General features: G+C 31.4%; 18 protein-coding genes. 10 read left to right on the top strand and 8 right to left on the bottom strand.

Annotated features, from left to right (window positions below; translation table 11 throughout):
• The first annotated feature begins 370 nt into the window (after positions 1-370).
• On the top strand, positions 371-565 hold the full coding sequence (locus tag ACY3JO_RS01940) for a hypothetical protein (protein WP_463085137.1): 195 nt from the start codon (positions 371-373) through the stop codon (positions 563-565).
• 67 nt (positions 566-632) lie between these two features.
• Here the strand turns inward: ACY3JO_RS01940 and ACY3JO_RS01935 are convergent, their stop codons facing one another.
• From ACY3JO_RS01935 to ACY3JO_RS01920, 4 genes are all read right to left on the bottom strand, one after another.
• Positions 633-1,445, bottom strand: coding sequence for an ABC transporter permease (locus tag ACY3JO_RS01935; protein ID WP_463085136.1), 813 nt, complete (start codon positions 1,443-1,445; stop codon positions 633-635).
• Positions 1,446-1,461: 16 nt separating this feature from the next.
• The gene (locus ACY3JO_RS01930) at positions 1,462-2,322 is read right to left on the bottom strand and encodes an ABC transporter permease (RefSeq protein WP_463085135.1); all 861 of its coding nucleotides are present in this window, start codon (positions 2,320-2,322) and stop codon (positions 1,462-1,464) included.
• Positions 2,319-3,428 (bottom strand): ABC transporter ATP-binding protein, encoded by a 1,110-nt coding sequence (locus ACY3JO_RS01925; protein WP_463085134.1) that lies wholly within the window; start codon positions 3,426-3,428, stop codon positions 2,319-2,321. Before ACY3JO_RS01925 ends, ACY3JO_RS01930 begins: the two co-directional genes overlap by 4 nt.
• A gap of 74 nt (positions 3,429-3,502) precedes the next feature.
• On the bottom strand, positions 3,503-4,660 hold the full coding sequence (locus ACY3JO_RS01920) for an ABC transporter substrate-binding protein (protein ID WP_463085133.1): 1,158 nt from the start codon (positions 4,658-4,660) through the stop codon (positions 3,503-3,505).
• A gap of 96 nt (positions 4,661-4,756) precedes the next feature.
• Between ACY3JO_RS01920 and ACY3JO_RS01915 the strand changes: the two genes are divergently transcribed.
• Together ACY3JO_RS01915 and ACY3JO_RS01910 are read left to right on the top strand one after the other, a co-directional pair.
• Positions 4,757-5,806 (top strand): glycosyltransferase family 2 protein, encoded by a 1,050-nt coding sequence (locus ACY3JO_RS01915; protein WP_463085132.1) that lies wholly within the window; start codon positions 4,757-4,759, stop codon positions 5,804-5,806.
• A complete protein-coding gene (locus ACY3JO_RS01910; protein WP_463085131.1) occupies positions 5,796-6,395 on the top strand; it encodes a glycerol-3-phosphate acyltransferase in 600 nt (199 codons plus the stop codon). The genes ACY3JO_RS01915 and ACY3JO_RS01910 overlap by 11 nt, the downstream gene beginning before the upstream one ends.
• Before the next feature lie 53 nt (positions 6,396-6,448).
• On the opposite strand, the gene ACY3JO_RS01905 is transcribed toward ACY3JO_RS01910, so the two are convergent.
• Positions 6,449-6,613, bottom strand: a complete 165-nt coding sequence (locus ACY3JO_RS01905; RefSeq protein WP_463085130.1) for a hypothetical protein — start codon at positions 6,611-6,613, stop codon at positions 6,449-6,451.
• 564 nt (positions 6,614-7,177) lie between these two features.
• Here ACY3JO_RS01905 and ACY3JO_RS01900 point away from each other — a divergent pair.
• Positions 7,178-8,158, top strand: coding sequence for an arsenic resistance protein (locus ACY3JO_RS01900; protein WP_463085129.1), 981 nt, complete (start codon positions 7,178-7,180; stop codon positions 8,156-8,158).
• A 257-nt stretch (positions 8,159-8,415) separates the two neighbouring features.
• Positions 8,416-8,907: a hypothetical protein gene (locus tag ACY3JO_RS01895; RefSeq protein ID WP_463085128.1), complete on the top strand. Its 492-nt coding sequence runs from the start codon at positions 8,416-8,418 to the stop codon at positions 8,905-8,907.
• Between the two features lie 273 nt (positions 8,908-9,180).
• On the opposite strand, the gene ACY3JO_RS01890 is transcribed toward ACY3JO_RS01895, so the two are convergent.
• Together ACY3JO_RS01890 and ACY3JO_RS01885 are read right to left on the bottom strand one after the other, a co-directional pair.
• Positions 9,181-10,491, bottom strand: coding sequence for a glycerate kinase type-2 family protein (locus ACY3JO_RS01890; RefSeq protein ID WP_463085127.1), 1,311 nt, complete (start codon positions 10,489-10,491; stop codon positions 9,181-9,183).
• Positions 10,492-10,803: 312 nt separating this feature from the next.
• Positions 10,804-11,499, bottom strand: coding sequence for a hypothetical protein (locus ACY3JO_RS01885; RefSeq protein WP_463085126.1), 696 nt, complete (start codon positions 11,497-11,499; stop codon positions 10,804-10,806).
• A 254-nt stretch (positions 11,500-11,753) separates the two neighbouring features.
• On the opposite strand from ACY3JO_RS01885, the gene ACY3JO_RS01880 reads away from it, so the two are divergent.
• The 5 genes from ACY3JO_RS01880 (at position 11,754) to ACY3JO_RS01860 (ending at position 16,643) form a co-directional block, all read left to right on the top strand.
• Positions 11,754-12,377, top strand: coding sequence for a GntR family transcriptional regulator (locus ACY3JO_RS01880; protein WP_463085125.1), 624 nt, complete (start codon positions 11,754-11,756; stop codon positions 12,375-12,377).
• A 104-nt stretch (positions 12,378-12,481) separates the two neighbouring features.
• Positions 12,482-13,459 carry a glyoxylate reductase gene (gyaR, locus tag ACY3JO_RS01875; RefSeq protein ID WP_463085124.1) on the top strand — a complete coding sequence of 326 codons (978 nt, stop codon included), beginning with the start codon at positions 12,482-12,484 and terminating at the stop codon, positions 13,457-13,459.
• A complete protein-coding gene (locus ACY3JO_RS01870) occupies positions 13,456-14,838 on the top strand; it encodes a four-carbon acid sugar kinase family protein (protein WP_463085123.1) in 1,383 nt (460 codons plus the stop codon). The genes gyaR and ACY3JO_RS01870 overlap by 4 nt, the downstream gene beginning before the upstream one ends.
• A gap of 15 nt (positions 14,839-14,853) precedes the next feature.
• Complete coding sequence (locus tag ACY3JO_RS01865; RefSeq protein ID WP_463085122.1) at positions 14,854-15,693, top strand: transketolase; 840 nt, start codon at positions 14,854-14,856, stop codon at positions 15,691-15,693.
• The gene (locus tag ACY3JO_RS01860; protein ID WP_463085121.1) at positions 15,690-16,643 is read left to right on the top strand and encodes a transketolase family protein; all 954 of its coding nucleotides are present in this window, start codon (positions 15,690-15,692) and stop codon (positions 16,641-16,643) included. The genes ACY3JO_RS01865 and ACY3JO_RS01860 overlap by 4 nt, the downstream gene beginning before the upstream one ends.
• Here ACY3JO_RS01860 and ACY3JO_RS01855 read toward each other — a convergent pair.
• Positions 16,635-17,453 (bottom strand): beta-keto acid cleavage family enzyme, encoded by an 819-nt coding sequence (locus tag ACY3JO_RS01855; RefSeq protein WP_463085120.1) that lies wholly within the window; start codon positions 17,451-17,453, stop codon positions 16,635-16,637. The two genes, ACY3JO_RS01860 and ACY3JO_RS01855, sit on opposite strands and share 9 nt — an antisense overlap.
• Between the last annotated feature and the right edge of the window lie 3 nt (positions 17,454-17,456).

Genomic DNA, 17,456 nt, shown 5'->3' with positions numbered 1-17,456 from the left:
CCTTTCATAAATAATAATTCCCTTACAAAAATATATATAATAACCCCTCCCTTAATCTGGGAGGGGTATAATTTATTAAGGTTACTTTATTCCTACTCCTACCAATTTTCAAAAAATTATCGATTTACTTCCTTAATAATTCCTATAGAAAAATTTAAAAAAGGACTTTCAAAGGAATTATTACATCCTTTAATACTTCATGCATTGTTAAATAAGGAGAATAAGAAAAAGATCAAGAGAAAAATTTAAAATTTTTTGAAATTAAAGAAAAGTATATAATTATGAAGGAAAATATAGTTTTTTTTATCTAACTTTCTCCTTCTCCCCTTAAAAATATAGAAATATATTGAAATTAGGAGGAGGAATTAATATGGTAAATAAAGCAGAAGAGTATATAAAAATATTGGGAATACCAGAAGGACATAAATCTCTTGGGGCATTAGCCTTGGGATATACAAACAATTACCCAGATAAAATTCCCAAAAAAAAAGAATGGATATTTTTAACTTTATCAAATAATTTAAGAATTCCTATTTTACTCACATTCCCTATGTTTATCTCTTAAAAAACCTCCAAGTTTTCCTCAGTAAATAGAAATCCCCACAATTTAACCCCTCCCTCTCATTTGTAAATCATTTACCCCTATATACAAATTGGGTAGGACTTGCAAATTTTAAGGCTATTAAAATAAAGGTCATAGTGATTAGAAAATAAACTACTGCAAGAGCATCTATAGCCTGAGGAGGACGTGTCCCAGCTGCATAGGCATCATAATAAAGAGCTACAATAACTGTCTGAGATTTTGGCCCTGCTACCAAGAAGGTCAACTCAAACATGGCGATAGTTCTTACAATAGAAAGAAGGGCTGCTGTAAATATACCAGGTACTGTTAAAGGTAATAATACCTTAACAAAGGTTCTTAATCTACTTGCTCCTAAAATTCTTGCAGCAGATTCATAACTTACATCTATCTGTTCAATAAAAGGATATAAGATAAGTACTACATAAGGAATTATAGGCACTATATTAGCAAGAATCACTCCAGAAAGTCTTGTAGCAAGTCTTAATTTATATAGCATGGCTGCTAAAGGTATACCATAAGTCATAGGAGGTACCAACATAGGTACAAGAAGAAGAGATAGAAAAACATTTTTGAATTTAAAATTATATCTTGCAAAAATATACGCAGCAGGATAACCAATAAGAAGCGAGGTCAAAGCTACAGATATCACCACTGCAAAAGTAGCAAAAAGAAGCTGTGGAAGATCATGCTCTTTAGCCATATATGAGTACCATTCTAAGGTAAATATCTTAGGAAACCAATCCGTATACCAATTTTTACTTACAGAATTCAAAACTACAGTAAAGATTATCCCTAAAACATTAAATACATAAACAAAGATGGCTATCCAATATAATATTCCTGAAAATTTTATTCTTCTCATTACTTATAAAAACCTCCTATCCCTTTCCTCCTGAGGTAGCAACTATTCTAAAAAACCTTTGTCTTATAAGCATAACAATAAAGATAAAAATAAGCTCTACTAAGCCCATAATGATAGCTATAGCGGACGCCATATGAAAATCAAATTTTTCAAAAGCCCACTGATAAGCTGATATAGAGATTACCCTTGTAGGTCCAGATGGCTGTCCTAATAACACAGCAGATGGAAAAACTGTAAAGTTCATAACAAAATTTAAAGAAGTAGCCATAGCTATTCCTGGCATCCAAAGGGGAAACATGATTCTTCTAAATATATACCATCTATTTGCACCCAGTATACTTGCAGCCTTTTCTAAGGTTGGATCAATTCCAGATATATATCCTAAAAGCATTAAAAATACAAAAGGTAAACCTTGAATTATTAAAGCGAGCTGAACTCCCAAATAACTATGGGTAAACCTATAAGGTTTATCTATTATTTTTAATGCTAATAATATCTTATTCAGCCAACCGTTTGGTCCCATATAAGTTAGCATACCCTCTGCCACAAATACACTCCCTAATGTGATAGGCAAAATCAAGAGAAAAGATATTAATTTTTCTCCCTTTATTCCATGACGCATATAGTAGGCAAGAGGCATAGCTATTAATACATTCAATAAAGTAGCAGGTATGGCTATCTTTAAAGTAATCCATATAGTATTAGCATCCCAAGGATCAGATAAAAATTTTATAAAATTTCCTAAGGTAAATTTTCCCTCATCATTAGTTAAACTTAAATAAAGACCATATATAAATGGATAGACAAAAAGAAAAATAAAGTATATAAGCACAGGTAAAAGCAATAAAAATACTGTTAAAAATTCTCTCTTTTTCATTGGACATCCTCCTCAGGAAAAACAAGAATTCTCTCGGGAGGAATATATATCTTAATTTTTTCTCCTGAATTAAACCTCACGTTTTCAAAAGTAGATATTTCAATACGTAAATTATTATTAATATATCCCCAAAGCTGTCTTATCTGACCTAAATATTCAATAACTTCTACTCTCATTTCCAAGGAGTTAATAGGTCCTTCTCCCAACCTTATATCTTCAGGCCTAACAGAAATATAAAGCTTCTTTTTATCTCTAATAGAATTGTGAATATGTTCTTTGTACTTCTCATTTAGCGCTGCCTTTAAAATATAATTCCCTAAATTAATTTCAATTTCTCCATTCTTAGCAGAGTTAAGCTCTACATTCCATATATTCCTGAACCCTAAAAAATTGGCTACAAATAAATTTCTTGGATAAGAGTAGATCTCTTCTGGAGTGCCAATCTGCTGAATTTTTCCCTTATTTAATACCACTATTCTATCGGATAGGGCTAATGCTTCTTGTTGATCATGGGTCACATAAATAGTAGTAATACCCAATTTTTCATGAATAGCTTTTAATTCGTATCTCATCTCGATTCTAAGAAGGGCGTCAAGGTTAGAAAGAGGCTCATCAAGTAACATAAGACGAGGTTCTGTTACTATACAACGAGCTAAGGCAGTCCTCTGTTGTTCACCACCTGAAAGCTGCCTTGGATACTTATCTACATGCTCCTCTAAATGAACCATTCTCAAAGCATTAATAACTTTCTCTTTTATTTCAGAAGGGTGAAGTCTTCTAATTCTCAGCCCAAAGGCTACATTTTCAAAAACTGTAAGGTGAGGAAAAAGGGCATAATTTTGAAAAACCATCCCAAAATTTCTCTTTTCAGGTGGTACAAATCTCTTTCCATCATCTATACATTCATCATCTATGTATATACTTCCTCCATCAATAGGTATTAAGCCAGCAATTGAATTTAAAATAGTAGTTTTTCCACAACCAGATGGACCTAAAAGGGTAATAAATTCTCCATTTTTAATAGTAAGATTGAAATTATCTACAACCTTTCTATTACCATAATATTTTACAAGATTTTGGATTTTAATTTCTTTAAAATCCTTCATTCTATCCCCCTTAACCTTGATTTCATATTTTTAAAAAAAGGGGAGAATTATCTCCTCCCCTTCCATTCTATCCTTTACTTTACTTTTGATCCTACTAATCTATCCCACATATCGAAAGCTTCTACTAATTCTTTTGCCCCAAGTTGAGTGGTTGCTGGGAATTTTCTTATAGCATCATCATATTCTTTTCTCATAGCAGATTTAATCTTTTCTTGTATTTCAGATGGGGCCTTGCTAAGAGGAACACTTTTTATGGCGGGGCCAGGATAGAAATATCCATTATCATATGTTAAAGCTTGCATATCTGGTCTTAAAAGCCATGCCATAAGTTGAAGAGTAACTTTTTTGCGATTTTCATCTAACCCCTTTGGCATACACATAAAATGAGCATCTGTTACCCAAGTGGTATTTTTCAAGAAGAAGCCCTTAAAGGTTTGAGGAATTACCCCTAATATCCTTTGATTCATATCCCAACCAAGATGGCTTGCAATTATATAAACACTTCCCTCTGCTAAAGCTCTAAAAGTAATCGCAGTACCAGTAGGATAATAATCTATATACTTATCAAGCTCTTTTAGATATGCCCATGTTTTCTCCCATGTTTTTGGATTTTTAGGATCTTTATCACCTAATATGTAGGGTAACCCTTGTAATAAGCATCTTCCTGGTCCAGAGTTTGCAGGCCTTGCATACATGAATTTACCAGGATTTGCCTTTGCCCACTCAAGAAGTTCTTCAGCTGTTTGAGGTACCTTCTTTACTTTCTCAGGATTATAAGTAAACATGGGACCTCCAGGACAATATACCACTACTATTCCATATCCTTGAAAGAGATCAAAAGCTGCTTTTGCCCCGGGAAGATACTTGGTTTCAAGGCCAGGGAAATATTGCTTATACGTTGGATAGATATTTTCCCAAAGTCCCATCTCCAAACCAGAGGCCATAGCATCATAGCCAGTAAGTACCATAGTAGTAGTAACATTTCCTGCCATTTGTTGAGCCTTTATCTTTGCTGGAAGTTCTGGAGCAGTAGCCTTCAAATACTCTATATCCTCTACTAAATCAGAATGAGCTGATTTAAAGGCTTCTATGGCATCTTTGGTAAGTTGTAAATTTCCTGCCACATCTATAATACTAAGTCTTACCCTTTTCGTTTGTGCTCCAACGTTTGTTACAAAAATTAACATTAAGAAGAAGATTAAAAGAATGGAAAATACTCTCTTTTTAGTCATAAGACACCTCCCCATTTTTAATAAATTTTTAACCTTTATGATCTATTATAATACTTATTTTAATTTTTTAACAAAAAAAAGATATAATATAAAAATATGAGAGAAATTATAATTATAATTTCTTGGGGAATAGGATGGTTATACTATAAGACTCTTAAATTTCTTAAGAGGGAAGAGCTAAACTCAAAACACTATAACATCTCTGTCATAATTCCTGCAAGAAACGAAGAGAGAAATCTTCCCAAGCTTCTTTCTCTTCTTGAAAGGCAAACTTACAGACCTTATGAAATCATAGTTGTAAATGATAATTCTGATGATAATACAGAAGAGGTAGCAAGAAGGTTTAATGTAAAGGTAGTATCTTTACATGAGGAGCCACCTGTAGGTTGGGTAGGAAAGAATTGGGCAATATGGAATGGTTATTTGGAGTCAAAAGGGGAATTACTCTTATTTCTTGATGCTGATGTGGAGCCAAGAGAAGATTTTATAGAGGTTCTTTTAACAAGTTATGAAAAATATAAAGGATTGGTGTCTTGTTGGCCTTATCAAAGATTTGAAAAGTTTTATGAGCATTTGAATTTTACCTTTAACTTAGTATCCATATTCTCCATGGCATTACTTGGTAAAAAAGATGGAGCCTTTGGACCAGCCATGTTGATATCTAAAAAAGACTATGAAATGGTGGGAGGTCATAAAGAAGTTAAAGATAAAGTAGTGGAAGACATGTCCCTTGCTAAAAATTGCATTCAAAAAAATATACCTGTAAATAATTTCTTAGGAAATGGATATATAAAATTTAGAATGTATCCAAATGGGATTTTAGATCTTTTTAGAGGTTTTAGTAAAAATATGGCAAAAGGAGCATTTTCTATTAATATATTAAACTTTCTTCTCATTTTCTTTTATATTTATAGTGTATATGCAAGCATCTTCTATTTTAAGAGCAATCTTTTTAATATACTATACCCCCTCTATGCCTTTCAATTTTATATACTACAAAGAAAATTAGGAGATTATAAATGGTATGATGCCCTATTTTTCCCATTACATTTTATCTTCTTTTTATTTGTCTTTTCCTATTCCATATTTAGAACCGTCTTTATAAAAACCGTGATATGGAAGGGGAGGAAAATTCGTGTGGATTAACATTTTAGTAATTCTTTTTCAATTTCTTTCTGGCTCCATGATGTACTCCCACTTTACAGCTAAAATGTTAAATGTGGATCTATCAAAGATAAGGGATGGAAATCCAGGGGCATCAAATTTATGGAGAGTAAAAGGATGGAAATATGGGATCTTAGCCTTGCTTCTTGATTACTTAAAAGGAGCCTTACCTCTTACCATTTTTATATCCTTAGGTATGGTAGAGAATAAATATATTATAGCTATCTCAGCCCTTGCGGGAGTCCTTGGACATGCCTTTTCACCTCTGTTAAGATTTAAAGGGGGAAAAGCTGTAGCAGTATCCTTTGGAGCATGGTCTGTACTTACCAAATGGGAGGCACCTACCATCCTTGGTACTACCTTTACCATATTCACAATAATAAAACCAAGAGGAACCACTGTAGGAGAGGATGCATTAAGAGTAATCATAGGTTATATAGTACTTATTCCTTACATTATTTATAAATTGACTTTAGGAGAAATGCATTTACTACTTTTTTATATAGGAAATTTTTCTGTCATATTATATAAACATTGTAAAGATATTAAAGAATTTTGGCAAAATAAATAAGTTCTATTAATAACTTAACCAAGATAAGAAAGCTTAAAGAAAGAACGTCAGAGCTAAATCCATATTCTGTCTTCAAAAGGAGAAGCTCCTACCATCTTTTCAATATCCCACAGGAAAAAATACAGAATCTTCATCATCGAGTCCTTTAAACATAGACTATTTCTCAACCATAATGTTTTCCATTCTTCATATGAATTAAATCCATTTACTGCTCTCAAAAAATCTATGCCTATTCTTCTCTTTTATTCTCATTCCATAAAATTTATTAAACTGATTATCCCTTTATCTAATTCTTTAAAGAACTTTCTTTCCTCTCTCCTCAATATCTATTTCTTAGCTTAGAAAAAGAGGCAAATCTAACTGGAAAATAAAGAAATGATTTTAAACATTCAGCAATACTAATATATGTCTACTTAGTTTCTTCTATAAAATATTCTTGATTTAATAGAAAGATCTAAACCCCCATAAAAAAATAGACGAGAACAGCCTATGAATCAAAAAAAGTCTTCTCACCAAGTTTTCATCTTACTTTTTTAAAGTAGTACCTACGTTTCTAAAAAGTGCCTAAAACAAATTGCTTTAGTTTTATATCTGGATAACTTTAGCTCAAAAGCTGAAGCAAACTTACCTTCTTATTTAGATCTTACACTCTTCTTTAATAATCTTTATAACTTACTTACTAATAGAGAAATAGAAATAGTGACAGTGGGAGGTGTTGACATACAGAGTAATATTGGCTTAGAATTTTTCATACAAATGGCAGATTAAAAGGAGGAATAAATATGGAAACTAAAAAATTGGGAATTCTGGATAAATTACAGCCAATACTACTTTTAGTATCTATAGTATTAGGACTTATTTTATTTAAGGTTGCCCCCTACTTATCTCAGAATCTTATACCTATAGTAAGGATAGGAATATTCTTAGTTATATTATTAATCATGACAAAAACTGATACTAAGGGAATTGTAAGTGCTTTTAATAAAAAGAAAGCTATCCTTTTAGCTATAGTAATAAATTTTATTTTTACTCCTTTATATTCTTGGTTCCTTGGATATTTATTCTTAAAGAATTATCCAGATGTTTGGGTTGGACTCATCTTATATTTAATTACTCCTTGCATAGGATGGTATCTTGTATTTACCGAGCTTGCTGGTGGAGATGTAGAATTAGGGGTTGCTCTTCTTTCTATTAACATATTTTTACAAATTGCTTTAATGCCTTTTTATATGTGGTTTTTAGCAAGAAAAATAGTTTTTATAAATTTTGTTAGTATATTTTATAGTATTTTTATTTTTCTAATCCTACCTTTTGTCTTATCAAGGCTATTTAGATGGTTTTTAGTAAGAAATAGAGGTGGGTTAAAAGATTTAGAAAATCCCATTATTTCCTATTTAAAAACCTTTATATTAATGATAGTTATTATTTCCATGTTCGCTTCGCAAGGAAAAGTGCTTTTTGAGAATCCTTTCATTGTAGCTAAAATGATAATTCCAGGAATTATATTTTTCTTTAGTATTATGTTTATTTCTCTTTTTATGGGTTATATTGGAGGACTTAGTTACAAAGAAGCTGCCCTACTTATTTTTACAACTACAGCAAGAAATTCAGAGGTTTCTTTGGCAGTAGCAGTATCAGCTTTTTCAAGCCCTCTTGTTCCTTTAACAGTAGTAATAGGACCAAGTATTGAACTCCCAGTTTTGATTATTATTCTAAGATTTCTCTTATGGATAAGATCGAAGAAGTTATTTAAAATGGATTAAAAATTATTATGTTAAAAAACTTAGTTAAAGCTCTGAGATGAATGATAGAACTTCTTTCTAATAAACCAAAAATGTTATTAAGATGTATTATAATTTACTAAATCTAATTGGGTGAGAATGAGGTAAAGAATTATTTAATTAGCCCTATAAAAAGATAGCTTTTACCAAAAATCCTGAGGCTGATGAGTTATTAAATAATCTTGATAATTTTCCTCATGCTTTTGTTTTTGCATGCACTATGGATATGAAGATAAAGAGTGAAAGTTATTAGGAAAAACCTTCATAGATTTAATGATGTCATGTCTAAAAATCTTTATTTTGCAATACAAAAGATTCATAAAGATGATGCATCAAATATATGGAAAAACAAACCCAAAAGTGAAACAGTTGTTAGAAGATTCTTAGAATTTAAAGGGGTAGGAGAAAAAATAGCAACAATGGCAGCAAATATTTTAGCAAGGGATTTCAAAATTCCTTTCAGTACCTATAGTGCCATAGACGTATCTCCAGATGTACATATAAAAAGAGTTTTTGGAAGATTAGGATTAGTACCTAAAGATGCAGACAATAAAACAATTATTATAACTGCAAGAGAACTAAATCCAGAATATCCTGGGATTTTTGATATGTCATGTTGGGAGATAGGAAGAAATTGGTGTAGACCTAAAAACGTAGATTGTAAAAACTGTTATTTGTCTGATTATTGTCCAAGTAGTATTAATAAAAATGCAAGCTTTGAAAGCCTATAAACTGCGAAAGCTCAATATGCTTCCTCTCTCAACCTTTTTAATCTTTTCCCTACCTCCACTCTACTTTTTTCAAATGCCTTATTTTACTCCTTATTTCAAGTTCTACTTCCTTTACTCACAATTTTTTAGCTAGCTCGTACTTCAACCTTACCCCTCGCTTTTGCTATTTAAAGCCCGAATAAATTAGATCAAACTACGATGATATCTTGCTAAAATTTTTGCATCTTTGTATATAGTATCTCTGCTTTTATTAATGCGATTATTCCATCTTGACTATTTAATCAACACTATAACTATATCATTTACGTTAGTATGTGTAGGTCCGATCTTTATTAAATCATTAAGTCTCTCAAAAAAGTGATAAGAATCATTATTTAAGAGAAATGATATCGGATCCATTCCCAATTCTTGGGCCCTTTTTACTGTTGTTCCATCTACAAAAGCTCCTGCAGAGTCACAAGGTCCATCTCTTCCATCAGTAGCAAATGCTGTCAAAAGAACACCCTCCATTCCAGCTATTTCAATAGCAAAAGATAAAGCAAGTTCTTGATTTCTTCCTCCCAATCCATTTCCCCTTATAGTTACAGTAGTTTCTCCGCCAAAGATTAGAGCACATGTTGGAGAAGTAGGATTACATGAATACTTTATCTCTTTAACAATTCCAGCAATAACTTTTGCAACTTCCCTTGCCTCTCCTTCCAAAAATCCCGAGATTAAGAGAGTATTAAATCCAAAATCTTTAGCAGATTCTATTGCCCTTTCTAAACAGTCTCTATTTGATAGAATTACATCCGCATAATGCCTTTCATCAATAAATTTTGGGGTTTCAGGAATTTCTCCTGATAATCCCTTTTTTACAAGTTCTCTTACTTTTTCAGGCACTTTTTCCCATATATCATATTTTTTTAGAATATTAAAAACATCATTATAAGTGGTAGGATCAGGAACAGTAGGACCAGAAGCAATACTATCCAATGGATTTCCAAGAACATCTGATATGATCAAGGTAATAATTGTCCCTTTACAAATTTCCGCAAGTTGCCCCCCTTTTATCATACTCAAATGCTTTCTCACTGCATTTACCTCTTGAATTCTTGCAGAACATGATAATAGAAGTTTTGTGGTTTCTATCTTATCCTTAAGAGAAATTCCTTCCTTTGGTAGGGGAAGAAGTGCGGATCCTCCTCCTGATAATAGAAAAATTAGTATATCATCTTCCTTTAAATTTTTCACAAAATCATAAATCATCCTTGCTGATCTTTCTCCATTCTCATCAGGGATAGGATGTGAAGAATAAAGAACTTCTATATTATTTTTTGTAACTCCCTCATATCCATAAGGAACTACGATATATCCTTTACTAATTACATCCCCCAAAATTTCTATAATACCTTCCGTCATTGGAAAAGATGCTTTACCTACTGATAGAAGATATAAGTCCCCTTTTACCTCAAATTCCCTATCCTTAACCCTTATTCTTCTCCCTTTGGCATCATAAGAGACATATCTCTTTACTGCATATTTAGGGTTTACTCTATCCAAGGAATCTCTAATAATTTTTTCTGATATCTCTCTTAAACTCATATCTTATCTATTTAGAAATATTTTTCTAATATTATAAGGTGAAAAAAATAAAAAAGAAAGGTTATCATTTTAGGAGAGAGTGAAATAAAAATTTACGAGCTTCAAAGGTAAAGAATTAAAATATTTGGGGAAGATCTAAATGAATAAGATCTAAGAGAAAAATATATCTTGCGAATTAAGATATCTATCTTTTTCCAGAAAATGCACGGATATAAAATTCTGAGATAAGTAAGAAGCAACTTTAAATAAAATAAGTCCTAATACTATAGATACTAAAAGTAGTATTGGCTGTTATTTATCCCCTCCTTTAATCTACCATTTATATGAAAATTCTAAACCAATATTACCTTGTACATCAACACCTCCCACTGTCACTATTTCTATTTCTCTATTAGTAAGTAAATTATAAAGATTATTAAAGAAGAGTGTAAGATCTAAATAAGAAGGTAAGTTTGCTCCAGCCTTTAAGCTAAAGTTATTAATATATAAAACTACAGCTATTCCGGGAATAAATATAGTACCAGATTTCCAATCTTCGTTATAGTTATGCCCGATAAAATTAAGAGTGATAGGTATATAGAGACCAAGATTTGAATTGGAATTTGAAAAAGGAATCCATCCCAAAGTAAAACCAGTAGAAAGATTGTATCCATAAAAATTATCTTCAGGATTTAACCATATATCTACCCCTAATGATCCATTAGAAAGAAAACTTTGTTTTCTGAAAAGCTCTTTTAAAAGAATTACTTCTCCATGATAAATATTAAAGGCAGAAAGTCCAGAAGTAAGTCCTAATCTACCTTGAATTTCCCAGTTATTTCTTAATCCATAAGAAAAATATATATTTGTTGGTATATGAAGAAAATTGGTAACTCCTATTTCTTTTTCCCCCTCTTCTAAGACTCTTCCAGTTCTATTAAGTGTAGATAATGTTACTGCTGGAGGAAAGGCACATCCAGAAAGAATAAAAAGATTAAAAATTAAAAAAAAGATAAAATATTTTTTCATCTGCACACCCTCCCCTACAAATTTATATCCCATACTTTTTTAGTCTAAATTATAAAATATTTTTAAAATTTTGTAAAGGAGAAATTTATGAAAGAACTTTATAAGTAAAATTTAATTATAAACTAAAAAGTTTTATATATAACTGCAAAAATTTCCACTTTTGTAAAAGTAATAAAACCATCTTTATTTATAAAAATTTTGTGGTATACTGTGTGCTAAAAGAAAAATTTATTCTACATATGAGGGTGCAATATATGGAAAAAATAGAAAGAAAAACTTTAGATCTATTAGTATATGAAAAATTAAAAGAAATGATACAACTGGGAATTTTAAAACCAGGAGACCAAATTATTCAAGAAAAACTTGCAAAAGAATTAGGAGTAAGCAGAACACCATTAAGAAAAGCTATTTCCCAATTAGAAAAAGATTACTTAATAAAAGAAGAGAATGGGAAATTTTTTGTCAGAAAATTAACAAAGGAAGAATTAATAATGGTTTTTGAAATAAGAGCATTATTAGAGGGACTTACTGCAAGAATTTTTGCAGAAAATCCTAATATTGATTGGCTAAATTATATTGAATCAAAATATAAATCCGCATATGAAAAAAATGATTACAAAGAATACAGAAATACGGATATTGAATTCCATACTAGCTTAGCTAAACAAGTTAAAAATCATATTTTAACTAAGGTAACAAACAACTTTTGGTTACTAAGTGTTTGTTTATTCCAAGGACTTTTAAGAGACCCGAAGGAAACTTACCCTGAACATTTAGAAATAATCTCAGCTCTTAAAGAGAAAAATCCTGAAAAAGCTGAAAAATCTATGCAAAGGCATATAAGAAACACAATCAAAAAGATGAAATCAGAATTATAAATACCTTAATCTCTATAAATAAATCACTTGAAAATTTCAAAAATTAGTATTAAAATTGAATACAGTATACAGTGTTCATTTTAAAATATAAGGAGGAATATTTTATGCCCAAAATTCTTGTGACAAGAAGAGTTATCGAAGATGGTATTAATCTCTTATTGAGTAAAGGTTATGATGTAGAAATAAATCCTCATAATAGACCACTGACCAGAGAAGAGCTTCTTGAAAAGATAAAAGATAAAGATGCTGTTATTACTCAGCTTGTAGATAGGGTAGATAAAGAGTTTTTTGAGGCAGGGAAAAATGTAAAAATTGTAGCTAACTACGCAGTAGGATACGACAATATTGATTTAGAGGAAGCAACTAAAAGAGGAATATACATAACTAATACACCTAATGTGTTAAACAATGCTACTGCAGAGCTTGCATGGACATTACTTTTTTCTGTCGCAAGAAAAGTTATCGTTGCAGATAGATTTATGAGAACAGGTCAATACAAAGGATGGGATCCTTTATTGTTCTTAGGAAAAGAGATTACTGGAAAGACACTCGGAGTTATCGGTATGGGAAGAATAGGATTTACTTTTGCTAAAATGTCGAAGGGATTTAATATGAGAGTTCTATATTATGATCTATATAGAAATGAAACAGCAGAAAAAGAAATTCCTGCAGAATTTGTAGATCTTGACACTTTGTTAAAAGAATCAGATTTTATCTCCATCCATGTTCCTTTAACTTCTCAAACAAGACATCTCATATCAGAAAAAGAATTAAAATTGATGAAAAAATCAGCCATACTTATAAACACATCAAGAGGTCCTGTTGTAGATGAAAAAGCCTTAGTTAAGGCATTAAAAGAGGGATGGATTTATGGTGCAGGATTAGATGTATATGAGAGGGAGCCAGAATTTGAGCCAGAACTTTCCCAACTTGAAAATGTTGTTATGCTACCCCATATTGGTAGTGCAACAGAAGAGGCAAGAAGAGGTATGTCAATCTTATGTGCAGAAAATATTATTGACTTTTTTGAGGGAAGAATTCCAAGAACCTTAGTTAACAAAGAGGTTCTAAACAAGAGGTGATATTTACGGATTATTTTGAAACTATAAAAAATTTTCCAGAACCAATAAAAATTCCTAATACAAGAGAAAAAATTAGAAGAGAAAATCAAGATTTAAATAATAAAATTGTTGTTATTGATGATGATGCAACTGGGTGTCAAACTGTCCATGATATTTCAATTCTTTTAGATTGGAATACAGAATTATTGAAAAATACCTTCTCTAACGAAAATATCTTTTATATTTTAACAAATTCAAGGGCATATTCTCCTAAAAAGGCAAAATTAATAAATAAAGAGATAGCTGAAAAATTAGCAAATATAAGTGATCTTCGAAAATTAAAAGTAATAAGTAGAAGTGACTCTACTCTAAGGGGACATTTCTATCCAGAAATAAAAACTTTGATGGAAATTTTAGGTCCCTTTGATGGAATTATATTTGCCCCATTCTTTTATGAGGGAGGAAGAATTACTATTAATGGAACTCATTATGTATTAAATAAAAATGAATTGGTAGAAGTAAATAAGACAGAATTTAGCAAGGATCCTGTTTTCGAATACAATAATGCTTATTTGCCTCTTTGGATTGAGGAAAAATCAAAAGGTTTTTGGAAAAAAGAAGATACTATTCTTGTGGATATAAACACAATAAGGAAAGGTGGACCTGAAGAAATAAAAAAGATTTTGTTAAGAGTAAGAAATGGAAAACCTATTGTTGTTGACTCAATATGTTATGAAGACATGGAGATCTTCATTTTAGGGCTTATAGAGGCAGAGAAAGAAGGTAAGCGTTTTTTATACAGAACCGCCTCTTCTTTTGTGAAAATTAGAGGAGGGATTGAAGAAAAAGAATTAATAAATCCTATAAAGATGAATAAAGGTTTGATAGTGGTTGGATCTTATGTATATAAGACTACCTTACAGATATCAAAGCTAATTGAAAAGGCAAAAAATATTGTTGATATTAAGTTAAAAATTAAAGAAATTGTAGACAATTATAATTCCTATCTCAAAAATATAATAAGAGATATTAATAAATATCTTTCTCCAAATAAATCAGTAATGATTTACACAGAAAGAGAATACTTTACAAAAAGAGGAATTAATGACCTAAAAATAGGACAAAAGATATCTAACTTTTTAGGAGATCTAATTAAAAACACTGAAGAAAGACCTAATTTTATTATAGCAAAAGGTGGAATAACCTCTTATATAATCGCAAAAAGAGGATTACAGGCAGAAAAAGTTAAAGTAATAGGACAAATATATCCAGGAATCCCTGTATGGAGACTTGAAGATGGTAGCAAATTTTCAGGAATTTTATATGTTGTTTTTCCTGGAAATGTGGGAGATGAGAATACTCTTTTAGAGATATATGAAAAACTTACATATATTAATTAGGGGGTATTAAAAATTATGGAAACTTGGGAAGAAAAAGTTAAGAGGCTTAAAAAGATAAGTTGGGAATTAAGAAAAGATGTTATAGAGATGATATATAAAGCAAAAGCAGGACATCCTGGAGGTTCTTTATCTGCAGCAGATATTATTACAGTTCTATATTTTGAAATTTTAAACATTGATCCTAAGAACCCACAATGGGAGGATAGAGATAGATTCATCTTATCTAAGGGACATTCATGTCCTATTCACTATGCTGCACTTGCAAGAAGAGGATTCTTTGATAGGGAACATCTATGGACCCTTAGAAAAACCCATTCTATTCTTCAAGGACATCCTGATATGAAGAAAACGCCGGGATTAGACTATACTTCAGGTTCACTTGGAAATGGATTAGGAATTGCTGTAGGAATGGCTTTGGGATTAAAAATGAATAAGAAAAATTCCAGAGTCTTTGTTATGTTAGGCGATGGGGAATGTCAAGAAGGAGCTATATGGGAAGCTGCTATGTGTGCAGTTCATTATAAATTAGATAATCTCTATGCAATAGTGGATTACAATGGTCTTGAGGTGGATGGTTGGCTAAGAGAAATAATGAACATTGAGCCTTTTAAAGAAAAATGGGAAGCATTTGGATGGAAGGTGAAAGAGATAGATGGACATAATATTGAGGAAATATTAAATGCATTCCAATGGTGTTTTAAAGTAGGTGGTCCTGCAGTTATCATTGCTCATACTATAAAAGGAAAGGGAGTTTCTTTTATGGAAAACGAAGTAGAGTGGCATGGGCTTGCTCCAAATGAAGAGGAATATAAGAAAGCTATGGAAGAATTAGAAAAGGAGGTGTCTTTATTATGAAGGAAATTTCTACAAGAGAAGCTTTTGGAGAGGCAATAGCTGAACTTGGAGAAATAAATAAAGATGTAGTTGTTATAGATGCAGATATCTCAAAATCTACATATACTACTACATTTCATAAAAAATTTCCTGATAGAGCTTTTAATGTAGGTGTTGCAGAACAGAATTTAATGCTTGTCGCTGCTGGTCTTGCTACTACAGGCAAAATTGTATTTACAAGCACTTATGCAGTCTTTGCCAGTATGCGTGCCTGTGAACAAGTAAGAACATTTATCTGCTATCCAAATGTTAATGTAAAAATACATGCAAGTCATGGAGGCATACAAGTTGGCGCTGACGGACCTACCCATCAAGGTACAGAAGATATAGCTATAATGAGAGCTTTACCTAATATGAAAGTAATTCATCCTGCAGATGCGATTGCTACAAAAAAAGCAGTCTTTGAAATAGCCAAGGATTATGGCCCTACTTACTTAAGAACAATGAGAAATCCTTCTCCTATTATATATGACGATTCTTATAAATTTGAAATTGGTAAAGGTAAAATTATTTTAGATGAAGGAGATGATGTAGCAATAATAGCAACAGGTATCATGGTTCTTATGGCATTAGAAGCTGTAAAAATACTAAAAGAAAAAGGAATTAAAGTTAAAGTTGTAGATATGAGTACTATTAAACCAATAGATTCTGAACTCATTATTAATTTAGCAAAAACAACAGGTGGAATTGTAACATGTGAGGATCACAATATAATTGGTGGATTAGGAAGTGCAGTAGCAGAAGTTCTTGTAGAAAATTATCCAGTACCTATGAAAAGAATAGGACTAAAAGATACTTTTGGAGAATCTGGTAATTGGAAAGAACTATTTGAAATTTATGGATTATCTCCTAAACATATATCAGAAGCATGCATAGAAATAGCAAAAAATAAAGTTCGTACTCTAAGATAATCCCATAATCTTTCTTGCTTCCTTAGGAGATGCAATATCTACTCCTATCTCCCTTGCAATACTTACAATTTTTTCTACAAGCTCTACATTACTTTTAGCACGAACTCCAGGAGCAATATAAGGGCTATCTTCAAAGCCACATCTAACCATAGTTGCTGATAGTGTCATGGCCATTGTTTGCATAAACATAAAATCTTCTCCTCCAAAATATACAAGGCCCCATAATGAATCTTCTGGTAGAAGTTCTGATAAAAAAATTACATTTTTAGAAGATGCATGCATGGCCCCAGGAAAATTTAGGCAAAAGTCAAAAAGAAAAGGCTTTTTAAAGAACCCTTTATTTATCAAATTTATAGCATTATTGATCATACCTGCCTCAAAAATCTCAAATATAGGTTTGATATTCTTTTCTTTCATTTTACCTGCCCAAAATTCAATATCCTGAGGAGAATTTATATAAACCCCATCAAAAAAATTACAAGAGCCCATATTCAACGATGCAAGCTCAATTCCAGGCACATCAAGGGAAAGACTCCTTTGATATGGAGTTAAAGAAGGATAACCTCCTGTAGAACCATCTATAATAATATCAGTCTTAGCTTTAATTTTTTCAACTGTTTCTCTAAAGAGAGTAAGATCATCAGTTAATTTTCCATTTCTATCTCTAACATGTAGATGAACATATGACGCACCTGCATTCCAGCACTCATATACCTCTTTTGAAATTTCATCTGGTGTTAATGGATTATTATTGCCCTCTCCCCATCCCCCAACAGGTGCAACCCCTATTATTATTTTTTTCTTATTCATAAG

Source organism: Dictyoglomus sp. LHC4, assembly GCF_055181355.1.
This window is presented reverse-complemented; position numbering and strand designations above follow the sequence as displayed.